This is a genomic window from Corallococcus sp. NCSPR001 (assembly GCF_017309135.1).
GTDB lineage: Bacteria > Myxococcota > Myxococcia > Myxococcales > Myxococcaceae > Corallococcus.
Window position 1 is genome coordinate 8572178 of record NZ_JAFIMS010000002.1, and the last position, 19660, is coordinate 8591837.

Sequence of the window (19660 nt, forward strand, 5' to 3'; positions counted from 1 at the left end):
CCGGCATGCAAAGGGTTCCTGCACCGCGTTGAAGGCGGTGGACGGTTGTCTTGGCCCCCGGGCTTACGGGCCCGCTCAGAGCACCTTGCGGAAGAAGTACAGCACCCGCTCCACGGCCTTCTGCCAGAGGGGGCGGCGGCGGAAGGCGGCCAGGTCCACCTCGCGGCAGTTGCCGCAATCCAGGCGGAACGAGTCCTCCAGGTCACGCCCCAGCCGGGGATCCGTGAAGACGGCGTTCACTTCGTGGTTGAAGGCCAGCGACAGCCGCTCCAGGTTGAACGACCCGATGGTGCCCCACACCCCGTCCACCACGGCCGTCTTGGCGTGCAGCACGCCCCGGCGCCACTCGAAGATGCGGATGCCGGCGTCCATCAGCGGCTCGTAGAAGGCGCGCGTCGCGTGCTCGAGGAACGGGTGGTCGCTCTTGCCCCCGTTGAGCAGCAGGCTCACCTCCACGCCCCGCTTCGCCGCGTCCTTGAGCGCGGCCACCATGCGCCGGTCCGGCACGAAGTAGCCCGCCGCGATGAGCACGCTGGCCCGCGCGCGCTGGATGGCGTGCAGGTACGCGCGGTGGATGCTGCGGCGGCTGGACAGCACCGCCAGGCCCACGTCGCCCTTCCGGGGCCGGGCCTCCAGCGCCTGCGCCCCGCCGCGGATGCGACGGCGCAGCCGGCTCAGCCGGTCGCGGAACATCATCCGCCACGTGGCCAGGAACCTGCGCTCCAGCTCATGCACCGCGGGGCCTTCGATGCGCAGCACGTCGTCGCGCCAGGCCACGCCCTGCCCCTCCGGGGCCCAGTGCGCCGCGATGTTCACCCCGCCCGTGAAGGCGACCGTGCCGTCCACCACCAGGATCTTTCGGTGGTCCCGGCGCAGCAGGTGGCGCAGCCCGCGCTGGAGGCTGAAGGGCTTGAAGGCCCGCACGTCCACGCCCCGCGCGCGCAGGCCTTCGAAGAAGCTCCTGCGGCTGGTCCAGGAGCCCACCGCGTCGTAGAGCACCTTCACGTGCACGCCGCGCTCGGCGGCCTCCGCCAGCGCCTGGCCGAAGAGCTCGCCCACCGCGTCGGTGACGAACATGTACGTCTCCAGGCGGATGGAGCGGCGAGCGCGGCGGATGGCCTCCAGCATCTCCGGATAGGCCTCCACGCCGTCACGCAGCAGCCGGCACGCATTGCCCTGGAGGGTGGGGTGGTGGTGCGGCAGGTAGTACCGGGCGAGCAGGCGCCGGGACACCCCGGCGCTCCACACCGGAGCGTGTTCGGGCACCGGCCCCGGCGAGCGCGCCGCTGGAACCAACCCTTCCGACCGCCCGTCCTCCCCCGCCAGCTCACGCATCACCCCACTCAGGGTGGGAACGGGGGGAGGGACCGGCAACCCGGACGGGCCCTGCCCGCCTTCCTGGCGGGGTTGCACCGTCCGTTGGCCAACGGCTGCTGGCTACAGCCCGTACTCGGCGCGCTTGTTCTCCGCGCGCGTGGCGCACGGCTGGTCGTACTCGGGGAAGTACTCGCGCATGTGGTCCAGCGTGGAGGCGGCCTGCTTGTAGTGGCCCTGGTTGTAGTAGCCCTCCACCTCCAGCAGCAGCTTGGAGCAGGTGCGGTCCAGCTCCTGCTGGGCGCGCTTCATGGACTCCTGGGCCTCATCGTACAGGTCCGGCTTCGGGTCCGGGTGGGCCTCCAGCATCAGCCACGCCTCGCGGAAGGACTTCCAGGCCTCGTAGCGGTTGCGCGCGCCGATGTCCGGCGTCTGGAAGTTCTTTTCGCCCTTCTTGAAGAGGTCCCGGGCGTTCTCGATGAGCTGCTGCGTGGACAGCTGCTCGGGCAAGAGCGCGCGCTCCACCCAGACGTTCCACACGCGCCAGGTGTCCTCGCCCGGCGGGTTGCGGGTGTTGTCGAAGATGATGCGGTTGGGCTCGCCCTTGCGCAGTTGCTGGGGCGGGATCATCAGCTCCAGCGAGCGCTCCTGGCTGGCCAGCGTGTCCGGGGGCACCTTGCCCACGTCCACGCCGTTGACGCTCACCACCACCTCGTCCTTGGAGATGCCCTGGGCCTGGTAGTGGAGGATGACCACCGCGCGCGTCGCGGCGACGAACTCCCACTCGAAGACCTTCATGTCCGGCCGGTTCCAGGTGACGCCGTCACCCAGGCCGAACGAGTCGTTGATGGGCTGGTTGGACAGGCGCACGGGCTCCTCGCCCTTCTGCACCGTGTCCTCGCCGCCCAGCACCAGCCAGTACATGAGGGCGAAGAGGCCCAGCACCACCACGCCGCCGCCGGCCATCACGCCCGCGCGGACCTTGGAGTTCGCCTCCGCCCAGAACAGGCGCAGGTTGGCCACCAGGCCCGGCGTCTCACGGCGGATGCGGGCGCGCTCGGCCGCGGACAGGCCCCCCCCGCCGCCGCTGGCGCCACCGGCGCGGGGCGTGCGGGCCACCGCGCGGGAGGACTGGGAGCCGGTGCGGCGCGCGGGCGGAGGCGCGGGAGCGGGCTTTTCGATGGCCGCCGGAGCGTCCTCTTCCGGGGGCGGAGCCTGGGGCACCGCGCGCTGGGCGGAGGAGGTGGGGCGGCGGATGGCGCGCATGTTCATGCGCGTGGACTCCGCGCGGATGCCCTGCAGGTCCTCCTCGTCCGCGCCTTCCGGCACGAGCGCGGCGCCCTTCTTGTTGCGCGACTTGCGCACGGAGTCGATGGAGACGATGCGCGTGCTGTTGGCGCCGTCCTCCGCGGGCTTCTCGTCCTCGCCGGTGGGCGCGTCCTCCGCGGCGATCGCGAAGAGGAACGTCACCGGGCCCAGCGTGAGCGTGTCGCCGTCCGCCAGCGTCTGCTTCTGCACGGCCGCGCCGTTGACGACCGTGCCGTTGGCGCTCTTCTGGTCCTCCACGGCGTAGCCGTCACCGTCCTTGAAGATGCGGCAGTGGCGGCGGGAGATGCCAGGGTCGTACAGCACCACGTCGCACTCGGAGGTGCGCCCGATGAGCACGGAGTCCTGGTCGAAGACGAACTCCTTGCCTGCGTCTTTTCCCTCGGAGATCGTCAGTTGGAAGGCCATGTCGTCCTAGGAGCCTATCGAGGCATGTACGGCTCGGGCAACGGCGGCGCGCGCGCTCGCCGGCTCCAGCACCTCCGCCTCTCCCCCGAAGGATAGCACCCACTGCGTGAGCCAGCGCTCACTGTCTCCGGCCACCCGCACCTCCACCCCTCCGTCGGCGAGCGGGCGGGCGTCCTGCCCGAAGCGCTCCTTCACGTAGGGTGCGGCCGTGGGGGTGAAGCGAACCCGGACGGAGGCCTCGCTGGCGCCACGGGCCGGGTTGGGCACGTCCGCGCGGGCGTCCGGCGGAGGCTGGAAGGCGGTGGTGGTGACGGCCAGGTCCTCCATGCGGTCCAACCGGAACAGGCGCGCGTCCTGGCGGGTGTGGCAGAAGCCCTGGAGGTACCACTGGCCCCGGTGGCTGAGCAGCTCGTAGGGGCGCACCCGGCGCGGCTCCGCGGGGCGGCCGGGGCTGGCGTAGCCGAACGTCACCTCCAGCCGCTCCAGGATGGCCCGGGTGAGGGGCCCCAGCGCCGGGGGCGCGTCCGCGGAGGCGTCGATCTTCCGGTACATGTCCCGGAAGCGCTCGCGGGCGGCGGGCGGGATGATGCCCTCCAGCTTGGTGAGGGCGCTCTGGAGCGCGTCGCCGGTGGCCGGGCGCAAGAGCTCCGCCGCGGCGGCCAGGGCCGCGGCCTCGCCCGCGGTCAGCCGGGGCGGCGCGAACAGGCGCTGATCCAGGTCCACGTAGACGCGGTCGTTGTCCACGTAGATGTCGATGTAGTCGTCCGGGTTGAAGGGCGGCCGGCCCACGCAGGTGAGCAGGTCCAGCTCCTCCAGCAGGTCCTCGCGGCTGATGTTGAGGGCCTTGGCCAGGGCCTCCACGGTGACGCCGGGGTGCTTGGAGACGTAGGGGACGAGGAACAGCAGGCGGCGCAGCCGCTCGTGGACGTTGCTCATGCGCTCACCCGCTGACCTTCCACCGGCGCGTGCTTCGCCAGGATGTTCGCCGCCATCCGCTCCAGGCGCTCGCGCGCCTCCGGAGGCCCCTCCACGCGGCAGTCCTGCCCCAGGGACAGGACGAAGCGCGTCAGCCCGTCCAGGAACGTCACCGGGAAGCGGGCCCGCACCACGCCTTCGGACACCGGCTCCAGCGCCGCGCCCGGGAACAGCGAGCCCGCGCGCGAGGCCTGCGGCCCGGTGAGCTGGAGCGTCACCTCCAGCGGCTCATGGAAGCGGTACTGCCAGGGGAAGTACGCCACGTGGGCGTCCAGCGAGAAGTCCGCCGGCACCTCGAAGTCCGGCGTGCGCGGCCGGGCGGTGTTCACCTTCAGCTCGCGGATGCGGTGGACGTGGAAGGTGCGCAGGCCCTGGCGCAGGTGGCAGTAGCCCACCAGCGTCCACACGCCGCGCCGGAGCGCCAGGCCGTACGGGTCCACGCGCCGCTCCGTGACGCCGTCCTTGCGGGGGCTGCCGTAGGTCAGCTGCACCCACTTGTGCGCGGAGCACGCGTCCCAGAGCTGCTCCAGGCGGGCGGAGACCTCCTTCTCCTGGCCCTGCTGGCCGGTGCCCAGCTCCATGCGCACGCGCGGGGTGGGCAGGGATTCGCCGGCGAAGAAGCCGATTTTCCGCAGGGCGTGCGCCAGGTCGTCGCGGCCGGGAAACGCGCCGGACGCCAGCGCGGCGGAGCCGGCGGCGTAGAGCACGGCGAGCTCCTCCTTCGTGAGGTCCGCCTCCGGCAGGTAGTAGACGTTGCGGTCGACGAGGTAGCCGTCGCGCCGCTCGTCGTCGCCCTGCACGTAGCTCAGCGGGAAGCCCAGCTCGACGAGCTCCGCCTTGTCGCGCTCGAACTTGCGCTCGGCGGCGTCATCCGAGCCGCCGTAGTCCGCGGGGAAGTGCTCACGCAGTTCGGCCCACGAGATGGGTTCCCGCGCGTCGAGCAGCAGTGCCACGAGATCAAGGATGCGTTCCGTGCGGTCCATTCAGGTGATCGGTGACCATGGCGGACAGGACCCGGGAGATCAAGAGACCGGGGACTTCCGGGGTGGGAGAAGGGGGCAGGAGGTGAAACGAACAGAAAAGGAACAGTGGAGGGGGCCAGCTCCGTCCAAGGGGGGATAGCCGCCCCAACCTGAACAGGCAAGCAGGTATCGCCATGTACCCCTCGTTTCGTCCGCAAGCCAGCAGACAACCCCGGGCGTGGGGCTCGCACTCGGGGCGCGTCTGGGTTATTCCTTGGACATTGTCGATTTGGGTGAGAAGCGACAGCGGGCCTCCTGGAGGCCTTGCTGGCTGCCGTGGGGCCGACGCGGCGGACCGAAGCTTTTGACGAGGGCTCGACCATGGACCGCACCTCCCTGCTGAAGAAGTGGCTTCCCGGGCTGGCGCTGGTGCTGCTGGCCTTCGTCTCCACCCCGGCGCACGCCCGCAACGAGCCGCTCTACTTCGCGCTGGAGGTCCGGCGCGACGGCCGGCTGATCGCCCAGCCCAAGCTGCTGGGTGAAGCGGGGCGCACCCTTCGCGCCGAGCGCCGCCGTCCGGGCGCGACGGTGGCGGACTACCGGCTGGTGCTCACGCCCAAGGGCGAGGGCGATTCCTTCCAGCTCCAGGTGGACCTGTCCCTGCCGGAGGGGGAAGGCCACTCGCAGCTCGCCCTGCTGCACGGCCAGGAGCGCAAGCTCCAGCTCGGCCGGGTGCCGGGGGAGCTGGAGGTGTCGCTGCTCCTGATGAAGGTGGACTCCCCGGAGTTTCGCGCGCTGATGCGGCTGACGGAGCCGGAGACCGGCACGGTGAAGTCCGTCTCCTCCTCCATCTAGGCGCGCGTTGCGCGGACCGCGGCTACAGCACCGCCAGGTCGTCGCGGTGCACCGCCTCATCCAGGTAGCGGTAGCCCAGCACCGCCTCGATGTCCGCGCTGCGCCGCCCGGCGATGCGCCGGAGCTCGTTGGCGTCGTAGGTGGACAGGCCCCGGGCGAACACCGCCCCGGCCGCGTCCGTCAGGTCCACCGGGTCTCCCCGGCTGAAGTCCCCCTCCACGCCCGTCACGCCGCTGGGCAGGAGGCTGCGCTTGCCGGTGACGATGGCCTCCTTCGCGCCCGCGTCCACCACCAGCCGGCCCCGGGGCCTCAGGGCGTGGGCGATCCACGCGGTGCGCGCGCTGCGGCGTCCGGCGGGCTCGAAGAGCGTGCCCACGGCGTCGCCCTCCAGCACGCCGCGCAGGCGGCCGGGCACCGCGCCGGAGGTGATGACGCAGGGGATGCCCAGCTCCGCGGCGCGCGCGGCGGCGCGAACCTTGGACGCCATGCCGCCCGTGCCCACCGCGCTGGTGGCGTCACCGGCCAGGGCCAGCACGTCCGCGGTGACGCGCGGCACGGCGGGCATCAGGCGGGCCCCGGCGTCCTTGCGCGGGTCGGCGGTGTAGAGCCCCTCCACGTCCGACAGGAGGACCAGCGCGTCCGCCTCCACCACGCCGGCCACCAGGCTCGCCAGCGTGTCGTTGTCGCCGAACTTCAGCTCGTCCACGGACACGGTGTCGTTCTCGTTGATGACGGGCACCACGCCCGCCGCCAGCAGCCGCTCCAGCGTGTGCTTCACGTTGAGGTAGCGCCGTCGCTCCTGCACGTCCTCGTGGGTGAGCAGCACCTGGGCCACCGTCCGGGCCGCGTGGCCGAAGGCCTCCTCGTACGCCTGCATCAGGCGGCTCTGCCCCACCGCCGCGCACGCCTGCTTGCCGGGAATATCCCGGGGGCGGGCGGGCAGCCCCAGCCGCTCCATGCCCAGGGCGATGGCGCCGCTGGACACCACCACCAGCTCCCGGCCCCCGGCGGCCCACAGCAGGTCCTGCCCCAGCGCGTCGAAGTGGGCACGGTTGAAGCGGCCCGTGGCGCTCGTCAGCGCGTTGGTCCCAATCTTCACCACCACGCGGCGGGCCCCGCGCAAGGCGTTGCGTGCGGAATCAGTCACGCAAGGCAGCGTAGGCTGGAACGGGAAAGGACGCGCGTGGCCGGTTGTTCACCAGGCTTCGCGGCACACCGGCTGGGGGCTTTGTCATGAAACGCGGAGGGCCCCAGTCCATCCAATGCCTTGAATGCGGCGCGGGTCATTCGATGTCCGCGCCAGGAGAAACGGTTTGAAGGAAATCTTCGGCAACACCCTGGGCCTGAAGTCGAGCGAGCAGCAGCGGCTGCGCAACACGTTCCGCCGCCGCGTGGATCCGCGCGAAATCGTGTCCGCGGAGCTTGCCCGCCACCTCACCGAGCTTTCGCACGAGCTCAACCGCCAGGTGGGCGTCCTCATCAACCGCAAGGGCGACATCGAGCACGTCGTCGTCGGCAACGCGCACAAGCTGGAGCTGCCGGACATCGGCCGTGCGCGCGCCGGGCAGATCCGTCTGCGTGGCCTGCGGCTGGTGCACACGCACCTGAAGAGCGAACCCCTGACGAAGGACGACCTCACGGACCTCGCGCTCCTGCGCCTGGACTGCGTGGCGGCCGTGGGCGTGGGCCATGAAGGCCTGCCCGGCGTGCTGCACTGGGCCTACCTGGTGCCGGAGAACGGCGCGGGTGAGTTCTGGCACGTGTCCACCCTGCCCAACGTGCACGGTGAACAGCCGGACCTCCTGGCCACGCTGGACGCGCTGGAAGAGGAGTTCAACCGCAAGGCCGCCGCGCGCACGGTGTCCGGGAAGGAGCGCGCCATCCTGGTGGCGGTGTGCCTGGACGGCAACCGCGCCCGGGCGGAGTCGTCCCTGGCGGAGCTGAAGGAGCTGGCGCGCACCGCGGGCGTGGAGGTGGTGGACAGCGTGCTCCAGATGAAGCGCGAGGCGGATCCTCGCTACCTCATCGGCCGGGGCAAGCTGGAGGACCTGAACCTGCGCTCCATGCAGTCCATGGTGGACCTGCTCATCTTCGACAAGGACCTCACCCCGTCGCAGGGCCGCCACATCGGCGATGCGACGAGCCTGAAGATATTGGACCGCACGCAGCTCATCCTGGACATCTTCGCGCAGCGCGCGCAGACGGCCGAGGGCAAGCTGCAGGTGGAGCTGGCGCAGCTGAAGTACCGGCTGCCCCGGCTGGTGCAGGGGGATGACTCGCTCAGCCGCCTCATGGGCGGTGGCGTGGGTGGCCGCGGTCCCGGTGAGACGAAGCTCGAAATCGACCGCCGCCGCGTGCGCGAGCGCATCACCAACCTGGAGCGCCGCATCGACGTCATCAGCCGCGAGCGCAGCGTCCGCCGGGCGCAGCGCAACCGGCGCGAGGTGCCGGTCATCTCCATCGTGGGCTACACCAACGCGGGCAAGTCCACGCTGCTCAACGCCATCACCAACGCGGAGGTGCTGGCGGAGGACAAGCTGTTCGCCACGCTGGACCCCACGAGCCGGCGCCTGCGCTTCCCGCAGGAGCGCGAGGTCATCATCACCGACACGGTGGGCTTCATCCGGGACCTGCCCAAGGACCTGGTGGCGGCCTTCCGCGCCACGCTGGAGGAGCTGTACGACGCGAGCCTCCTGTTGCACGTGGTGGACGCGAGCGACCCGGCGCGCGACGATCAGGTGGAGGCGGTGGAGAAGATCCTCGCCTCGCTGGGCCTGATGGAGAAGCCGCGCCTGATGGTGTGGAACAAGGCGGACCAACTGGCCGCGGACGAGGTGGAGTCGCTCCTGCGCTCGCGGGGCGGCGTGGCCATCAGCGCGGTGAAGCGTGAAGGCCTGGCGACGCTCCTGGCCAAGGCGGACACCACCCTGTTCGCCGAGGGTGCGTCCGAGTCCATCGGCGTCGTGTGACGGTGGGCGGGTTGTCGGCGCGGGGGCCCTCCCCGTAGAGTCGGGGGGCCTTGGCTCCCGCGCTGAAACTGCTCATCCCCCTGTTGACGGCCCAAATCGAAGGCCTGCCCGGACAGGACTCCGGGCCGGACTACGACCGGCCCGTCTCCTCCATCTCCACCGGCTACTTCGAGCTGCTCGAGAAGAACAGCCACATCGTCTACCCGGTGCTCGCCGTGGTGACGCTGCTGCTCATCGGCTGGGGCATCCTGTCCTCGTGGCGCTCCCAGGACCTGGACGGCCTGCAGAAGAACGAGCTCAAGCGCGCCATCATCAACGAGCTGCGCGCCAACATCAGCGGCATGCCCGGCGATTCGCTGGGACGCAGCATCGGGTTGGACCGGCTCAAGACGAACCGCCTGCTGGAGGAGATGCAGACGGAGGGGCTCGTCCTGAGCCACACCAACTCCGAGCGGCTCACCGTGTGGCGCGTGCGCGGCGCCAGCCCCGAAGCGAAGCCGCGCCGCTACTAGCGCGGCCCCTGATGTCCTCCGGCATCCTCAGACGCCGGACAGCTCCGACTTCGGCTGGCGCGTCATCAGGTCCACCACCGCCATCTTGGCGTTCTTGCCCTCGTAGGCGATGAGGTAGACCTGCTCGCAGATGGGCAGCTCCACGCCCGTCTTGAGGGACAGGTCGCGCGCGCTCTTGGCCGTCTTGACGCCCTCGGCGACCTCCTTCATCTCCGCGAGGATGTCCGGCAGCTTGCGGCCCTTGCCCAGCTCCATGCCCACGTGGCGGTTGCGGCTGAGCTCGCCCGTGCAGGTGAGCACCAGGTCGCCCATGCCGGACAGGCCGGAGAGCGTCAGCGGGTTGGCGCCCTTCCTCACCGCGAGCCGGGTGATCTCCGCCAGGCCGCGCGTGATGATGGCGGCCCGCGCGTTGTGGCCCATGCCCAGGCCGTCCGCCATGCCCGCGGCGATGGCGATGACGTTCTTCAGCGCGCCGCCGTACTGCACGCCCACCACGTCCGTGGACGTGTACGAGCGGAAGGTGTCCGTCTGCAGCGCCTTCTGACAGCGCTGGGCCACCTTGTCCCAGTGCGACGCGATGGTCACCACCGTGGGCATGCGGCGCGCGAGTTCCTTGGCGAAGCTGGGGCCGGAGAGCACCGCGACGTACGGGTGGAACTCCTCCGGCAGGCAGTCCTCCAACAGCTCCGTCATGGTGAGCAGCGTGCCGTTCTCGATGCCCTTGGACACCGTGACCAGCGGCACGCTCTTCGGGAGGAAGGCCTTGGCGCGCGCGAGCACCTCGCGCGTGGCGTGGCTGGGCGTGGCGAGCACCACCATCTCCGAGCCGGCCAGCGCCTCCTCCAGGTCCGTGGTCGCGCGCACGCGCTCGGAGAGGGGGATGCCCTTCAAGTAGGTGTCGTTCTCGTGGCGGGTGTTGATGGCCTCCACGGTGGAGGGCTCACGGCCCCACAGGCGGACTTCGTCGCAATTCACCGCGAGCACGTTGGCGAGCGCCGTTCCGAACGAACCTGCACCGATGACACTGCCGCGCATGAGATGACCTCGGGTCGAGAGGTGGGAGGGGGATTTCAGAACAGCGTGGACACCACACCCACCGACAGCGTGGGCATGAACTCCGCGTCCGAGGAGCGGCTGCGGAAGTCGCCACCGAACGAGACAGCGTAGGACGTCTTCTCTCCAACGGGAAACTCCGCGCCCAGCCGGACGAGGACGGACGCATCCAGCTTCCACGCGGGCGGGATGCCGGACAGCGGATCCTTCTGGACGGGGTCCATGTCGAAGGCCATCAGGGCGCGGACGTCCAGGTACGGCCGCCACCCGCGAGGGCTGTCGCCCTGGAAGGACGCCACCAGCCCCGGGGCCACGTTCCAGTCGCGCCGGCCGCTCAGGTAGCGCGCGCCCTTGTCCTCCGTGTCCGGGGCACGCAGGAAGAACGCGTGGCCGCCGTCCACCACGAAGGCGAGGCTGACGTTGTCGCTGTCCAGGAGGGTGAGGCGGGCGCTGGCGCGCAGCTCGGTCATCAGGCCGTAGACGGTGTCCACGCCCAGCCCCAGGTCCAGGTGCTCCAGCACGCCGTACACGCCGCGCGCGGACACGAAGGGAAAGCCCAGCTCCATGCCCACGCCCGCGTGTCCGGAGCCCAGCGACCGGCCGCCGTAGAGGCCGTAGCGGTTGGGGGCCTGGGGCGGAGGCGGCGGACGGGGCGCCTTGACGCGGCGGCGCTCGGGGGTCGGTTCGGTGGGCAGCGGAGGCGGGGCCCGGGGCGGAGGCGGAGGTGGCGGCGCGGGGGCGGGGTCGGAGGCGCCGGGGAAGGACTCCCAGCCCCCGGCTTCGGGCGGCGGCTGGACGCGGGTGGGCGCCTCCTCGTTGGGAGCGGCCTGGGGGCGCGCGGGCGCGGCTTCGGGGGCGGGCTGGCCGGGTTCGCTCCAGGACTCGTCGGGGACCGCGCTCCGGGGAGCCGGACCGGGGGTCTGGGCCCGTGCGGAGAGGGCCGGCGCCAGGGCCAGGAGCGACAGGCTGAGGAGACCGGGGAGGCGCATGGAGGAAGAGGGCAGGCAGCCTAGCCCACGCTCCGGCCCTGAACGAGGCCGGCCTGCCCGACCTCTCCCCCGCCATCCGGTCGCGTCTGGAAAGCGGCAGCCGCGCCACAATGCTGATGACGGGGGCCGGGCACGGTCTACCATCCGCGCCCGCGCGCATGGCGTCGGTGAGGAGAGCCAACGGGATGAGGTTCGGACGGGGTGCACTGCTGATGGCGCTCGCCCTGGGCGCGTGCAGCAGGCCCGGTGCGGGCACGGAGGCGTCGGACGCGGGGGCCCTCGGGATGCCGGGGCGGCCGTCCACGTTGATGCTGCCCTCGTGCGAGGAGCTGCTGCCAGCGGACCTGCGCGACCTCACGCTGAACGGCTTCACGATGAAGGAGGCGCGCGCGTGTCCCACGTGCGGGCCCGTGTGCTCGCTGCGCTCGGCGGCGCTGGCGGACGTGGCCGTGTCGGTGACGTATGACTGCCAGCCGGGCTACGCGGGCGCGGATGTGCGCGCGCTGCTCGCGCCCACGTTGAACGCGGGCGGCGAGGAGATTCCGGCGCTGGGCAAGGCCGCCGCGCGCCGCAACCCGGTGCAGGGCATGACGCAGGTGGTGGCGTGGGATGACGACACGCCGTGCGTCGTGGTCGTGACCTGGCTGGGGGATGACCCCGACCGTGCGATGGACGTGGCCCGGCTCGCGGTGACGTCGAATCACGGCGTGGTGGATGCCACGGCGGACGCGGGCACGGAGCTCCCGGCGGACGCGGGGGACAGCCTCCTGCTGGACGAGCCGCTGGAGCCGCTGGACAGCCTCACCGCGCCGCGCTCGGGCTCGCCGGACCTGCTCTCCGCGCCGAAGGGAGCGCGCCCCGTGACGCCGCCGCCCGTGGCTCCGGCGCCCGCGCCGAAGAAGCCCTGAGGCTCGCGGCGCTGCTCGCGGCCTCCAGGAGGTTCCCCTCCCGGAGGCCTTCGCCACCGGGCTACAGCGTCTCCAGGTACGCCACCAGGTCGTCCATGTCCGCGTCGGACAGCCCCGCGGTCATGCCGTGCTGGTTCGTCTCGCGGCCGTTCATCAGGCGGGCCTTGAGCGTGGGCGCGCTGCCGTCATGCAGGTACGGCGCGGTGCGGCCCACGCCCAGGAGCGACGGCGTGTTGAGCCCCGCCTGGATGACCGCCGCCGCGTCCCGCAGCACGCCCGAGAGCACGAACGTGCCCACGTCCACGTTGCGGTTGTCCGTGAGCGCCGCGCCCGTGTGACACGTGTCGCACTTCGCCTGCGTGAAGAGGGCGGCTCCGCGCGCCTGCGCCGCCGTCAGCGGCTCGCCCCGGAACGCGTTGTCCGTCGCGGGGATGGCGTCGATGAACGCCCCCAGCTTCGCCACCGTGTCCGCGTCCAGCTCCTGGCCGCCCATGCGGTCCTTCACCGTGGCGCTCATGAAGTCGCCCAGCGCGGAGAACTCGCCGCTCCAGTGGAAGGGCGCTGTCGCCGTGGTCATGCGCCCCGCCAGGCTGGGCGTCTGGCGCGGCCCGTCCGGGAAGCCCCACACGTGGCCGTCCTCGCGGCCCTCCAGGTGGCACGACGCGCAGGACACCGCCACGGACGGGCTGGTCATCCGCCGGTCCACCGCGCTGAAGAACAACCGCCGGCCCTCCGCCGCCAGCGGCGACAGCGTGTCGCCCGCGATGACCAGGCGCTCGCCCTCCTCGCGGATGTCCCCCAACCCGTTGCCGCTGGAGCCCAGCGTGCTGACCGTGTGGTCGAACGCGTTGTAGACGTACGCCTTGCGCCCGTCCCGCGTGAGCGCGATGCCGTTGGGGCCCGCGCCCACCGCCACCACCTGCCGCACCGGGCTCGTCTCGTTCACCAGGTCCGAACCAGAGCGGCGCCACGAGGGCAGGATGGCCACGTTGTTCGAGTCCTGGTTCACCAGGAACAGCCACGCGCCCGTGGGGTCCACCACCGCCGCCGAGGGCCCCTGCAGGGGCGTATCGAACAGGGGGCTCGCGATGAGCGACGTGGGGTAGTCCGGCTTCTCCTCCGGCGGCGGCTTGCACTGGTCCAGGTCGTCCACCACCGGCCGGGGCGCGTCGTCCTCCGCGTCGAAGGTGATGAGGCCCGCGGCCACCACGCCGCCACCGGCCGCCGCGCCGCAGGGCGTCCCGCCGCCGTACATGGAGTCCCCCGTATCGGGCCCGCGCCCGTCCACGGGCCCGCCCAGGGGGTCTTCGCGCGACCACAGCACCGGCGCGAAGAGGCGCCGGCCGTCCGGGGCGCTCAACAGGTCCACCATGCCGCGCGACCGGAAGGAGCGCGGGCCCTGCTGGGGATTCATGGGCGGCGGATCGAACTCCGATGGGGCAGCAGGGGGCGACGGCCGGTTGGCCTTCGCGAGCAGGTCCGTGCCGCCGCGCATCACCTGGGGCTGGTTCGCGTCCGACAGGTCCACCGTCATCACGTCGCCCTGACGGAACAGGGACACCGCCGCCTTGCGGCCGTCCTCCAGCAGCGCGATGCCGCGCGGCTCCTCCCCCAGCGGCAATTCCCAGCGCGCCGTGAGCGTGCCCGTGTCGATGGCGGTGAGGCTGCCCCTCGCGGCGGACTCACGCATGGCGCTGTTCACCACGTACAGCGTGCGGCCATCCGGAGACAGCGCCATGCCCGTGGGCTCCACGCCCACCGGGACGCGCGCGGCCTCCACCGCGTCTCCCTTGCGGATGACGGACACGCTCCGGCCGCCCCGGTTCGTCACGTACACGGTGTCGTCCGGGCCCACCATCACGCGCTCCGGGCGCGGGCCCACCCGCACCTCGGACACCTTCTCCCGGCGGGCGGTGTCCACCACGGCGAGGATGCCGTTGTCCGCGTCCACCACGTAGAGCAGCGAGTCGTCCCGGCTGAGCGCCACGGACCCGGAGGCGTTGCTCCAGGTGTTCGCGACCTCGCGCTCCTTGCAACCCGACAGCACCAGCGTCGTCACCGCGCACAGCGCGGCCCATCCCTGCCGTCGCATCGGAAATGCCATCCCCTCCCGCGAAGGCTTTCGCGCGCTTCTTCCGGCCCCACCCCGCGCGCATGCCCCACGGCCTGTCCGGAAGGCGTGCCGGCCCTGCTCACACGCCTTCCCGAGGGCCGCATGCTCGCCCAGCCGCCCCCCGGAAGTCGATGGCTCCTCCACCCGCCGTATGCCTCCGGACAATGTCGGGAAGACTCCCCCCTCCCCCAAAAGCCGCGAGCACCCGGCCGCCGTCGCGTGTAGACACAGGGGGCCGTGTCTCGTCCCGCGCCCGTCATCCTCAGCTTCCGGCGCACGTTCGCGCTGCTCATCCTGCTGGTCGTGCTGCCCTCGGCCGGCCTGTCCGGCTTCGGCGTCGTGGCCATCATCAACGAGCGCGCCGCGGTGGAGAAACGCCTGGAGGCCGCGTGGCGGGGGACGCTGGCGGACCTGTCCGCGGAGGTGCCCCGCGCGCTCGGCAGCGGACGCCTGGAGCGCGTGGGCACCGAGCGGTTGGCCTTCGTGCTGCCGGATGACCGGGAGCTGTCCGACCCGGACGGCACCTTCCACGTGGAGAACGGGCTCGTCCGCACGAAGGACCCTCAACTGGCGGAGGCCCTGGCGGCGCTGGTGCCGGAGGCCGCCTCGCTGCCCACGGTGCCCACCGTCTTCTCGCTCGCCACGGGAGGCCGCGCGGTGATGGTGGCCGCCGAGCGCCAGGGCGCCGCCGTGCGCGGCGTGCGGCTGTCAGGCGTGGCGCTGGACGCGCTCCTGACGGAGAAGGCGCAGGGGCGGGCCACGTCGGAGCCGGTGCGCTTCACGCTCCTGCCCGTGCCGCGCGACACGTCGAGCGAGGGCGGGCTCGTCAACCGGCTGATGTCGGAGGTGGCGCAGGCCCGGCAGAACGCGCTGGGGCCGCCGGTGCTCGCGGAGCGCGTGCTGTCCGCGCCGCTGCAGGACTTCCGCCTGGTGGTGCTGCCCACGGGCGAGGACCCCGTGGCGAGCGCGTCCACGCGCAACCGCGTCGTGTACGGCGTGCTCCTGGGCCTGTTCTACCTGACGCTCACCTTCGGCGTGGGCTACACCGCGCGCGTGCTCTACCGCGAGGCGCGCCTGTCCCGGATGAAGACGGACTTCGTGTCGCTGGTGAGCCATGAGCTGCGCACGCCGCTCACCTCCATCCGGATGTTCATCGAGACGCTGGCCCTGGGCCGGCTGAAGGACCCGGCGCAGCAGCAGGAGGTGCTGGACCTGCTCACGAAGGAGACCGAGCGCCTGTCGGACCTCATCGAGCGGGTGCTGGACTGGGCGCGCATCGAGAGTGGCCGCAAGGTGTACCAGCGCGAGTCGCTCCCGGTGACGAACGTGGTGGACGCGGCGGTGGCGGCCTTCCGCACGCAGCGCCACGGCGACGGCATGGAGTTCACCGTGAACGTGGAGGACGGGCTGCCCCCTGTCGAGGTGGACCGGGTCGCGGTGGCGGGCGCGCTGCTCAACCTGTTGCAGAATGCCTACAAGTACAGTGGGCCCACCCACCGCAGAATCGCCCTCCGGGCGCGCAGAGACGGCGGACACGTGAACCTGTCGGTGGAGGACAACGGAGTGGGAATCGCCAGGAAGGACCTCAAGCGCATCTTCGAGCGCTTCTACCGGGTGGACAACCTGCTCACGCGCAAGACGGAGGGCAGCGGCCTGGGGCTCGCCATCAGCAAGCGCATCGTGGACGCGCACGGCGGCCGCATCTCCGTGAAGAGCGAGCCCGGCCAGGGAAGCTGCTTCACCATCCAGCTGCCGGTGGGCCACGAATGAGCACCTCCGTCCCTCACGACGACAAGCCCCAGCGCATCCTGGTGGTGGAGGACGACCTGTCCATCCTCACCGGCGTGTCCATGAACCTGCGCTTCGAAGGCTACGAGGTGCTCCAGGCCCAGGACGGCCGCACGGGCCTGGCCAAGGCGCTGGACGAGTCGCCGGACCTGCTGGTGCTGGACCTGATGCTGCCGGAGATGAACGGCTACGAAGTGATTCGCGAGCTGCGCCAGCGCGGCCGGGACACGCCCGTGGTGGTGCTGTCCGCGCGGGGCCAGGAGTCGGACAAGATATTGGGCCTCAACCTGGGCGCGGACGACTACGTGGTGAAGCCCTTCGGGCTCCAGGAGCTGCTCGCGCGCATCAAGGCGGTGCTGCGCCGCCGCTTCGGGACCACGGGCACCACGCCGCCGCCGGTGATGTTCGGGGACGTGAAGGTGGACCTGTCCCAGCGCACGGTCGCGCGCGACGGGCAGCCGGTGGAGCTGACGGCGCAGGAGTTCAAGCTGCTGGCGCACTTCCTCGCCCACCCGGGCCGCACCTTCACCCGCGAGGAGCTGCTGTCCGGCGCGTGGGGCTACCACTACGAGGGCAGCGCGCGCACGGTGGACAACTTCATGCGCCAGCTGCGGCTGAAGTTCGAAGCGGACCCGGAAGCGCCCCGCCACTTCCTCACCGTGCGCGGCCTGGGCTACCGCTTCGAGCGCTGAAGCGGGCTCAAACCCCGGCGACGCCAATCTGGCGCAGGTCCTCCAGGTCGAAGGGCTTGCCGTCGAAGCGGCCGTAGCGCTCGCGCAGCGTGAGTCCGCTGGCGATGAGCGCGTTCTCCAGCTCCTCCGGCAGGAAGTGCTTCAGCTTGAGGCGGCGGATGGGGCTCTGGCCGCCCGCCGGACGCCGCTCACGCAGGTGCAGGGCGAAGAGGGGGCGGCGGGGCTCCACGGCGGCGCCGGGCTCGTCGTCATCGCGAGGCAGCACGGGTTCGCGCGGGGCGTTGAGCACGTCGTAGATGAAGGTGCCGCCGGGGGCCAGGTGGTGGCGCACGGTGGCGAGGAACGCCTCCAGGTCGTCGCGGCCGGACATCAGGCCCAGCGCGTGCTGCGGTGCGAGCACCAGGGGGAACTGCTCCGGCAGCCGCAGCGCGCGGGGGTCCGCGACGATGAGGCGCGTGCGCCCGGAGACGTCCTGGGATTCGGAGGCGCGGCGCTCCTCGGCGGAGCGGATCATCGCCTCGGAGGGGTCCACGCCGACGGTGGAGAAGCCGTGACCCGCGAGCGCCCACGGCACCCGGCCGTTGGCGGCCCCCAGCACGAGCACGGGCCCGCCGTGCTCGGACGCCTGCCGTGTGTAGAAGACGAGGTCCGGCTCCTGTCCCACGAGGGACAGCGGGGTGCGGCCGCGCGCGTCGTTGCCTGCCATTGCCCAGGCCCTAGCACGGTTGAGGGGCGCTCCGGGACTCCGGCGTTCACACAATGGGTAGAGGTTTGCCCATCCGGTGTCGCGCAACCGACGCACACCGCCCGTGTCCCGACGGTTGGCGGCCCTCGGGGGCTGGCACCCTCCTTGCCTTGATGGCCGCGAACAATGGCTTCGTGCCGGGGGACCTTCCCCCGGCCCAGGGTGAGGTGGGCGGCATATGAAGCACGGGTGGCGGTGGACGGGGGCGCTCCTCCTGGCGGGAGCGCTGGGGTGGACGGGCTGCGGCGGGGACGGCGGCGACACGCGACAGGTGGACGACCCGGTGGTGCCGGTGACGCCCGTGGACGAGGACCCGCGGCTGCCAGACGCGGGCACGGGCGAAGTGGACGCGGGCACCGGGACGGACGCGGGCACGCAGGTTCCCGACGCGGGCACCGGGACGGATGCGGGCACGGGCACGGGCACGGATGCCGGCACGGACGCGGGCACGGGCACGGATGCGGGGACCGGGACCGACGCGGGGACCGATGCGGGGGTTCCGGAGAAGGTTCAGACCTATCCCCGCCCCTCGGCGCCGGGCTGGACGTTCTACAACCAGGAGCAGGGAGCGCCGCGCTACGTCTACGGCATCACCGCCGACCAGGGCGGCAACGTCTGGGTCGCGGGCGGTGAGGAGGGCCTGTTCCTCATCAAGAAGGGCTCCAACACCATTCAACGCTTCACGATGTCCGAGGGCCTGCGCCCCTACGGCCGCATGCGTGACGGCGTGGGCGGTGCGCCTCCGGGCGTGCCTTATCTCAAGGTCATCTCCGTGGCGGGCGGCCCGGATGGCACGGTGTTCGTCGGCTACGCCGGCAAGCCACCCCAGCCGGGCATGCCCACCTGCGAGGACGAGTGGGACCAGGCGGAGAACGCCCACCGTGAGCCGGACGCCAGCGTCTACAAGAGCGGTGACGCGGACAAGGTGACGCTCAAGGCGGACGGCACCATCGACGTGGTGCACTACGACATCCACACCGGCCCCAAGAAGGTGAAGGCCGAGCTGCGCGGGCGCGAGAAGGTCTGCACCATCTACCGAATCGCCTACGACCCGGTGAAGGAGGTCGTCTGGTTCGGCGGCAATCACGGCTTCGCCATGGGCGACGCGAAGTTCAACGGCATCGTCCCGGCCTACTGCTGGGACCCGCGCCCCTGGGAGACGGATGGCTTCAAGTGGGAGTTCGAGTGCGCGGGCCTCTACGAGCACGTGCACCCCGCCATCTCCGGCTCCAAGGGCGAGCTGCTGTCGGACCGCTATTACGGCATCGCCATCACGGACAACCACGACGTCTTCTTCGGCGGGCAGATCCGCTCCACGCGCTTCTATTACATGACGCTGAGCACCGACCCCGAGAAGAAGGTCGGCAACTACTGGGATGCGCAGTCCTACACGGAGGACTCGGGCTACGACTGGAACCGCTTCGACATCTGGCCGGACGCCGTTCCGAACTACCCCACGGTCGCGCAGCGCGTGGACGACAACGTCTCCGGCATGGCTCCGGCGTCCAACGGCGGCGTGTGGGTCAGCTCCTTCTACTACGGCCTCGCCCGCCTGAGCGCCAACGGGACCGTGGAGACCAAGGTGATGCAGGACCTGGTCAACTACACGCCCGCCAAGGGAGACACGCCCGCGATGGCGCCCACTTCGTCCGTGGCGACGGATCCGTGGGACGGCAGCCTCTGGGTGGGCGCCAACTGGTGGGGCGGCATCACCCGACTGAAGGGGGGCAGCTCGGTGAAGTACGGCGGTGACGTCTTCGGTCACACGGTCACCTCCTTCAGCAGCGTGTCCGACATCCAGTTCGACCGCTCCGCCGGAAGGCGCCGCGTGCTCGTCTCCTTCGAGGGCGTCAAGAACGAGAAGACCGGCGTCGTCACCCCGGGCCTCATCGGCATCTACGAAGGCGACTGACGCCGCATCCACACCGAAGTCCTGACACGGCCGTCCTTCCCGTCATGGGGAGGGCGGCCGTTGTCTTTTTGCGCGAACGCCTCAAGGGCAGGCCGTTGATGGAAAGGCGGCGAATGAACTGTCTGTCCTTCAGCAAAGC

Annotated in this window: 16 protein-coding genes; 7 read left to right on the forward strand and 9 right to left on the reverse strand. The window is 71.5% G+C overall.

Annotated features, from left to right (window positions below; genetic code table 11):
• Positions 1-75 precede the first annotated feature (75 nt).
• The 4 genes from JYJ93_RS36495 to JYJ93_RS36510 form a co-directional block, all read right to left on the reverse strand.
• Complete coding sequence (locus JYJ93_RS36495) at positions 76-1335, reverse strand: phospholipase D-like domain-containing protein (protein WP_206799234.1); 1260 nt, start codon at positions 1333-1335, stop codon at positions 76-78.
• 102 nt (positions 1336-1437) lie between these two features.
• Positions 1438-3048, reverse strand: coding sequence for an FHA domain-containing protein (locus tag JYJ93_RS36500; protein ID WP_206799236.1), 1611 nt, complete (start codon positions 3046-3048; stop codon positions 1438-1440).
• A 6-nt stretch (positions 3049-3054) separates the two neighbouring features.
• Positions 3055-3984, reverse strand: a complete 930-nt coding sequence (locus JYJ93_RS36505) for a WYL domain-containing protein (protein ID WP_206799239.1) — start codon at positions 3982-3984, stop codon at positions 3055-3057.
• Positions 3981-5006: a WYL domain-containing protein gene (locus JYJ93_RS36510; protein WP_120576864.1), complete on the reverse strand. Its 1026-nt coding sequence runs from the start codon at positions 5004-5006 to the stop codon at positions 3981-3983. Before JYJ93_RS36510 ends, JYJ93_RS36505 begins: the two co-directional genes overlap by 4 nt.
• Positions 5007-5366: 360 nt before the next feature.
• On the opposite strand from JYJ93_RS36510, the gene JYJ93_RS36515 reads away from it, so the two are divergent.
• Entirely contained in the window at positions 5367-5840 is a 474-nt protein-coding gene (locus JYJ93_RS36515; protein ID WP_206799241.1) for a hypothetical protein, read from the forward strand.
• Between the two features lie 22 nt (positions 5841-5862).
• Here JYJ93_RS36515 and proB read toward each other — a convergent pair whose 3' ends face one another.
• Positions 5863-6987, reverse strand: a complete 1125-nt coding sequence (gene proB, locus JYJ93_RS36520) for a glutamate 5-kinase (protein WP_206799243.1) — start codon at positions 6985-6987, stop codon at positions 5863-5865.
• Positions 6988-7153: 166 nt separating this feature from the next.
• On the opposite strand from proB, the gene hflX reads away from it, so the two are divergent.
• The gene (gene hflX / locus JYJ93_RS36525) at positions 7154-8809 is read left to right on the forward strand and encodes a GTPase HflX (RefSeq protein ID WP_206799244.1); all 1656 of its coding nucleotides are present in this window, start codon (positions 7154-7156) and stop codon (positions 8807-8809) included.
• A 50-nt stretch (positions 8810-8859) separates the two neighbouring features.
• Complete coding sequence (locus JYJ93_RS36530) at positions 8860-9321, forward strand: hypothetical protein (RefSeq protein WP_242544062.1); 462 nt, start codon at positions 8860-8862, stop codon at positions 9319-9321.
• Between the two features lie 27 nt (positions 9322-9348).
• On the opposite strand, the gene JYJ93_RS36535 is transcribed toward JYJ93_RS36530, so the two are convergent.
• Both JYJ93_RS36535 and JYJ93_RS36540 read right to left on the reverse strand, forming a co-directional pair.
• Positions 9349-10356, reverse strand: a complete 1008-nt coding sequence (locus JYJ93_RS36535; protein ID WP_206799246.1) for an NAD(P)H-dependent glycerol-3-phosphate dehydrogenase — start codon at positions 10354-10356, stop codon at positions 9349-9351.
• Positions 10357-10391: 35 nt separating this feature from the next.
• On the reverse strand, positions 10392-11363 hold the full coding sequence (locus tag JYJ93_RS36540) for a hypothetical protein (RefSeq protein ID WP_206799247.1): 972 nt from the start codon (positions 11361-11363) through the stop codon (positions 10392-10394).
• Positions 11364-11548: 185 nt separating this feature from the next.
• On the opposite strand from JYJ93_RS36540, the gene JYJ93_RS36545 reads away from it, so the two are divergent.
• Positions 11549-12271: a hypothetical protein gene (locus JYJ93_RS36545; protein WP_206799249.1), complete on the forward strand. Its 723-nt coding sequence runs from the start codon at positions 11549-11551 to the stop codon at positions 12269-12271.
• A gap of 61 nt (positions 12272-12332) precedes the next feature.
• Here JYJ93_RS36545 and JYJ93_RS36550 read toward each other — a convergent pair whose 3' ends face one another.
• Positions 12333-14363 carry a c-type cytochrome gene (locus JYJ93_RS36550; RefSeq protein ID WP_206799251.1) on the reverse strand — a complete coding sequence of 677 codons (2031 nt, stop codon included), beginning with the start codon at positions 14361-14363 and terminating at the stop codon, positions 12333-12335.
• A 258-nt stretch (positions 14364-14621) separates the two neighbouring features.
• Here JYJ93_RS36550 and JYJ93_RS36555 point away from each other — a divergent pair, with 258 nt between their 5' ends.
• Together JYJ93_RS36555 and JYJ93_RS36560 are read left to right on the forward strand one after the other, a co-directional pair.
• A complete protein-coding gene (locus JYJ93_RS36555) occupies positions 14622-16154 on the forward strand; it encodes an ATP-binding protein (protein ID WP_206799253.1) in 1533 nt (510 codons plus the stop codon).
• Entirely contained in the window at positions 16151-16864 is a 714-nt protein-coding gene (locus JYJ93_RS36560) for a response regulator transcription factor (protein WP_206799255.1), read from the forward strand. Before JYJ93_RS36555 ends, JYJ93_RS36560 begins: the two co-directional genes overlap by 4 nt.
• Positions 16865-16871: 7 nt before the next feature.
• On the opposite strand, the gene JYJ93_RS36565 is transcribed toward JYJ93_RS36560, so the two are convergent.
• Positions 16872-17570, reverse strand: a complete 699-nt coding sequence (locus tag JYJ93_RS36565; RefSeq protein WP_206799256.1) for a class I SAM-dependent methyltransferase — start codon at positions 17568-17570, stop codon at positions 16872-16874.
• Positions 17571-17787: 217 nt separating this feature from the next.
• Between JYJ93_RS36565 and JYJ93_RS36570 the strand changes: the two genes are divergently transcribed.
• The gene (locus JYJ93_RS36570; RefSeq protein WP_206799257.1) at positions 17788-19521 is read left to right on the forward strand and encodes a hypothetical protein; all 1734 of its coding nucleotides are present in this window, start codon (positions 17788-17790) and stop codon (positions 19519-19521) included.
• The last annotated feature ends 139 nt before the right edge of the window (positions 19522-19660 follow it).

What these genes read in the sequence shown, in the direction of transcription:
- JYJ93_RS36535 (WP_206799246.1), bottom strand. Translation starts at nt 10,356, where the DNA reads ATGCGCGGCAGTGTCATCGGTGCAGGTTCGTTCGGAACGGCGCTCGCC.
- JYJ93_RS36510 (WP_120576864.1), bottom strand. Translation starts at nt 5,006, where the DNA reads ATGGACCGCACGGAACGCATCCTTGATCTCGTGGCACTGCTGCTCGAC.
- JYJ93_RS36570 (WP_206799257.1), top strand. Translation starts at nt 17,788, where the DNA reads ATGAAGCACGGGTGGCGGTGGACGGGGGCGCTCCTCCTGGCGGGAGCG.
- JYJ93_RS36550 (WP_206799251.1), bottom strand. Translation starts at nt 14,363, where the DNA reads ATGCGACGGCAGGGATGGGCCGCGCTGTGCGCGGTGACGACGCTGGTG.
- JYJ93_RS36560 (WP_206799255.1), top strand. Translation starts at nt 16,151, where the DNA reads ATGAGCACCTCCGTCCCTCACGACGACAAGCCCCAGCGCATCCTGGTG.
- JYJ93_RS36540 (WP_206799247.1), bottom strand. Translation starts at nt 11,363, where the DNA reads ATGCGCCTCCCCGGTCTCCTCAGCCTGTCGCTCCTGGCCCTGGCGCCG.
- JYJ93_RS36500 (WP_206799236.1), bottom strand. Translation starts at nt 3,048, where the DNA reads ATGGCCTTCCAACTGACGATCTCCGAGGGAAAAGACGCAGGCAAGGAG.
- JYJ93_RS36495 (WP_206799234.1), bottom strand. Translation starts at nt 1,335, where the DNA reads ATGCGTGAGCTGGCGGGGGAGGACGGGCGGTCGGAAGGGTTGGTTCCA.
- JYJ93_RS36545 (WP_206799249.1), top strand. Translation starts at nt 11,549, where the DNA reads ATGAGGTTCGGACGGGGTGCACTGCTGATGGCGCTCGCCCTGGGCGCG.
- JYJ93_RS36505 (WP_206799239.1), bottom strand. Translation starts at nt 3,984, where the DNA reads ATGAGCAACGTCCACGAGCGGCTGCGCCGCCTGCTGTTCCTCGTCCCC.
- JYJ93_RS36565 (WP_206799256.1), bottom strand. Translation starts at nt 17,570, where the DNA reads ATGGCAGGCAACGACGCGCGCGGCCGCACCCCGCTGTCCCTCGTGGGA.
- JYJ93_RS36515 (WP_206799241.1), top strand. Translation starts at nt 5,367, where the DNA reads ATGGACCGCACCTCCCTGCTGAAGAAGTGGCTTCCCGGGCTGGCGCTG.